Here is a 3,789-nt window from a genome sequence, read left to right on the forward strand (position 1 = left end):
AGGAACTGGCGTCCCTGCTTCAAAGCCTCCCACCTATCCTACACAGATTGGTTCAAAGTCCAATGTAAAGCTACAGTAAAGGTTCATGGGGTCTTTCCGTCTAGCCGCGGGTAGATTGCATCATCACAAACATTTCAACTTCGCTGAGTCTCGGGAGGAGACAGTGTGGCCATCGTTACGCCATTCGTGCAGGTCGGAACTTACCCGACAAGGAATTTCGCTACCTTAGGACCGTTATAGTTACGGCCGCCGTTTACTGGGACTTCAATCAAGAGCTTGCACCCCATCATTTAATCTTCCAGCACCGGGCAGGCGTCACACCCTATACGTCCACTTTCGTGTTTGCAGAGTGCTGTGTTTTTATTAAACAGTCGCAGCCACCAGTTTATTGCAACCCTTTCACCCTTCCACAGTAAAGTGGTCAAGCTACCGGGGCGTACCTTATCCCGAAGTTACGGTACCAATTTGCCGAGTTCCTTCTCCCGAGTTCTCTCAAGCGCCTTAGAATACTCATCTCGCCCACCTGTGTCGGTTTGCGGTACGGTCTCGTATGACTGAAGCTTAGAGGCTTTTCTTGGAACCACTTCCGATTGCTTCGTAGCACATGGCTACACGTCCCAGTCCCTTGAATCCTGCGCCCGGATTTGCCTAAGCGCCTTCTATGAACCAGAAACCAGCTATTCCAACAGCTGGACAACCTTCCGCGATCCGTCCCCCCATCGCATCATACGACGGTGCAGGAATATTAACCTGCTTCCCATCAGCTACGCATCTCTGCCTCGCCTTAGGGGCCGACTCACCCTGCTCCGATGAACGTTGAACAGGAAACCTTGGGCTTACGGCGTGCGGGCTTTTCACCCGCATTATCGCTACTCATGTCAGCATTCGCACTTCTGATACCTCCAGCATCCTTCACAAGACACCTTCGCAGGCTTACAGAACGCTCTCCTACCATATCTATTGCTAGATATCCGCAGCTTCGGTGACTGGCTTAGCCCCGTTACATCTTCCGCGCAGGACGACTCGATCAGTGAGCTATTACGCTTTCTTTAAATGGTGGCTGCTTCTAAGCCAACATCCTGACTGTTTTAGCCTTCCCACTTCGTTTTCCACTTAGCCAATCTTTGGGACCTTAGCTGGCGGTCTGGGTTGTTTCCCTCTTGACGCCGGACGTTAGCACCCGACGTCTGTCTCCCAAGCTCGCACTCATCGGTATTCGGAGTTTGCAATGGTTTGGTAAGTCGCAATGACCCCCTAGCCATAACAGTGCTCTACCCCCGATGGTGATACTTGAGGCACTACCTAAATAGTTTTCGGAGAGAACCAGCTATTTCCAGGTTTGTTTAGCCTTTCACCCCTACCCACAGCTCATCCCCTAATTTTTCAACATTAGTGGGTTCGGACCTCCAGGGCGTGTTACCGCACCTTCATCCTGGCCATGGGTAGATCACCTGGTTTCGGGTCTACACCCAGCGACTGTCGCCCTGTTCGGACTCGATTTCTCTACGGCTCCCCTATCCGGTTAACCTCGCCACTGAATGTAAGTCGCTGACCCATTATACAAAAGGTACGCCGTCACCCCATAAAGAGGCTCCGACTGTTTGTATGCACACGGTTTCAGGATCTATTTCACTCCCCTCCCGGGGTTCTTTTCGCCTTTCCCTCACGGTACTGGTTCACTATCGGTCGATTACGAGTATTTAGCCTTGGAGGATGGTCCCCCCATGTTCAGACAGGATTTCTCGTGTCCCGCCCTACTTGTCGTACGCTTAGTACCACCGTTCGGATTTCGTGTACGGGGCTATCACCCGCTATGGCGCTTATTTCCAGAAGCTTCCACTATCCAATCGACTATCACGTACAGGCTCATCCCATTTCGCTCGCCACTACTTTGGGAATCTCGGTTGATTTCTTTTCCTGCAGCTACTTAGATGTTTCAGTTCGCCGCGTTCGCTTTGCATGCCTATGTATTCAGCATGCAATGACCCAAAGGGCCGGGTTTCCCCATTCGGAAATCTGCGGATCAAAGTGTGTTTGCTCACTCCCCGCAGCTTATCGCAAGCTACTACGTCCTTCATCGCCTGTAATCGCCAAGGCATCCACCATGTGCACTTATTCGCTTGTCCCTATAACGTTGGCCCCTGCTGACAACAGGGATCGTCATAGAAATCAAGAGTACAGCTCGTTGCATGTTTGTTGATACTTGATTACTACCCTAAGTGTGCTCGCTCATCGTTTCCGATTCGCTTACACGCTTAAAAAAACTTTACTTCTTCCAGATTGTTAAAGAACGAAAAAACAGTGATCTCGAAAAGACCAAACCTAAACCGTTGAGGCTTACGTTTGTGCTTTCAGAACCAGGTAGTGGTGGAGGATGACGGGATCGAACCGACGACCCCCTGCTTGCAAAGCAGGTGCTCTCCCAGCTGAGCTAATCCCCCGTTACTTGCGATAACTTGGTAGGGCTGGTTGGACTCGAACCAACGACCCCCGCGTTATCAACACGGTGCTCTAACCAGCTGAGCTACAGCCCCGACATACACTGTTGTTCTCTTTACGAACAGTCGATAAGCGTGGACGCTTGATGCTGAGCTTTCGCTCTGGTGCTACTCTAGAAAGGAGGTGATCCAGCCGCACCTTCCGATACGGCTACCTTGTTACGACTTCACCCCAGTCACGAATCCTACCGTGGTAAGCGCCCTCCTTGCGGTTAAGCTACCTACTTCTGGTAAAACCCGCTCCCATGGTGTGACGGGCGGTGTGTACAAGACCCGGGAACGTATTCACCGCGACATGCTGATCCGCGATTACTAGCGATTCCAACTTCATGTAGTCGAGTTGCAGACTACAATCCGGACTACGATACACTTTCTGGGATTAGCTCCCCCTCGCGGGTTGGCGGCCCTCTGTATGTACCATTGTATGACGTGTGAAGCCCTACCCATAAGGGCCATGAGGACTTGACGTCATCCCCACCTTCCTCCGGTTTGTCACCGGCAGTCTCATTAGAGTGCCCAACCAAATGTAGCAACTAATGACAAGGGTTGCGCTCGTTGCGGGACTTAACCCAACATCTCACGACACGAGCTGACGACAGCCATGCAGCACCTGTGTGAAGGCTCCCTTTCGGGCACTCCCGGATCTCTCCAGGATTCCTTCCATGTCAAGGGTAGGTAAGGTTTTTCGCGTTGCATCGAATTAATCCACATCATCCACCGCTTGTGCGGGTCCCCGTCAATTCCTTTGAGTTTTAATCTTGCGACCGTACTCCCCAGGCGGTCTACTTCACGCGTTAGCTGCGTTACCAAGTTAATTAAAACCCGACAACTAGTAGACATCGTTTAGGGCGTGGACTACCAGGGTATCTAATCCTGTTTGCTCCCCACGCTTTCGTGCATGAGCGTCAATCTTGACCCAGGGGGCTGCCTTCGCCATCGGTGTTCCTCCACATCTCTACGCATTTCACTGCTACACGTGGAATTCTACCCCCCTCTGCCAGATTCAAGCCTTGCAGTCTCCAACGCAATTCCCAGGTTGAGCCCGGGGCTTTCACGTCAGACTTACAAAACCGCCTGCGCACGCTTTACGCCCAGTAATTCCGATTAACGCTTGCACCCTACGTATTACCGCGGCTGCTGGCACGTAGTTAGCCGGTGCTTATTCTTCAGGTACCGTCATTAGCCGAAGGTATTATCCTCAGCCGTTTCTTCCCTGACAAAAGAGCTTTACAACCCGAAGGCCTTCTTCACTCACGCGGCATTGCTGGATCAGGCTTGCGCCCATTGTCCA

2 tRNA genes and 2 rRNA genes are annotated in these 3,789 nt (G+C 51.8%); all 4 read right to left on the reverse strand.

Going from position 1 to position 3,789, the window contains the following annotated elements:
- Positions 1–2,126 (reverse strand): 23S ribosomal RNA (locus LCI23_RS20280); the annotation flags it as partial.
- A 239-nt stretch (positions 2,127–2,365) separates the two neighbouring features.
- A tRNA-Ala gene (locus tag LCI23_RS20285) sits at positions 2,366–2,441 on the reverse strand.
- Positions 2,442–2,457: 16 nt separating this feature from the next.
- A tRNA-Ile gene (locus tag LCI23_RS20290) sits at positions 2,458–2,534 on the reverse strand.
- An 81-nt stretch (positions 2,535–2,615) separates the two neighbouring features.
- Positions 2,616–3,789, reverse strand: a 16S ribosomal RNA gene (locus tag LCI23_RS20295); the annotation flags it as partial.

The sequence above is a fragment of the Massilia sp. MS-15 genome (genome assembly GCF_020176695.1).
In the GTDB taxonomy this organism is placed as follows: Bacteria; Pseudomonadota; Gammaproteobacteria; order Burkholderiales; family Burkholderiaceae_D; genus Telluria; species Telluria hydrophila.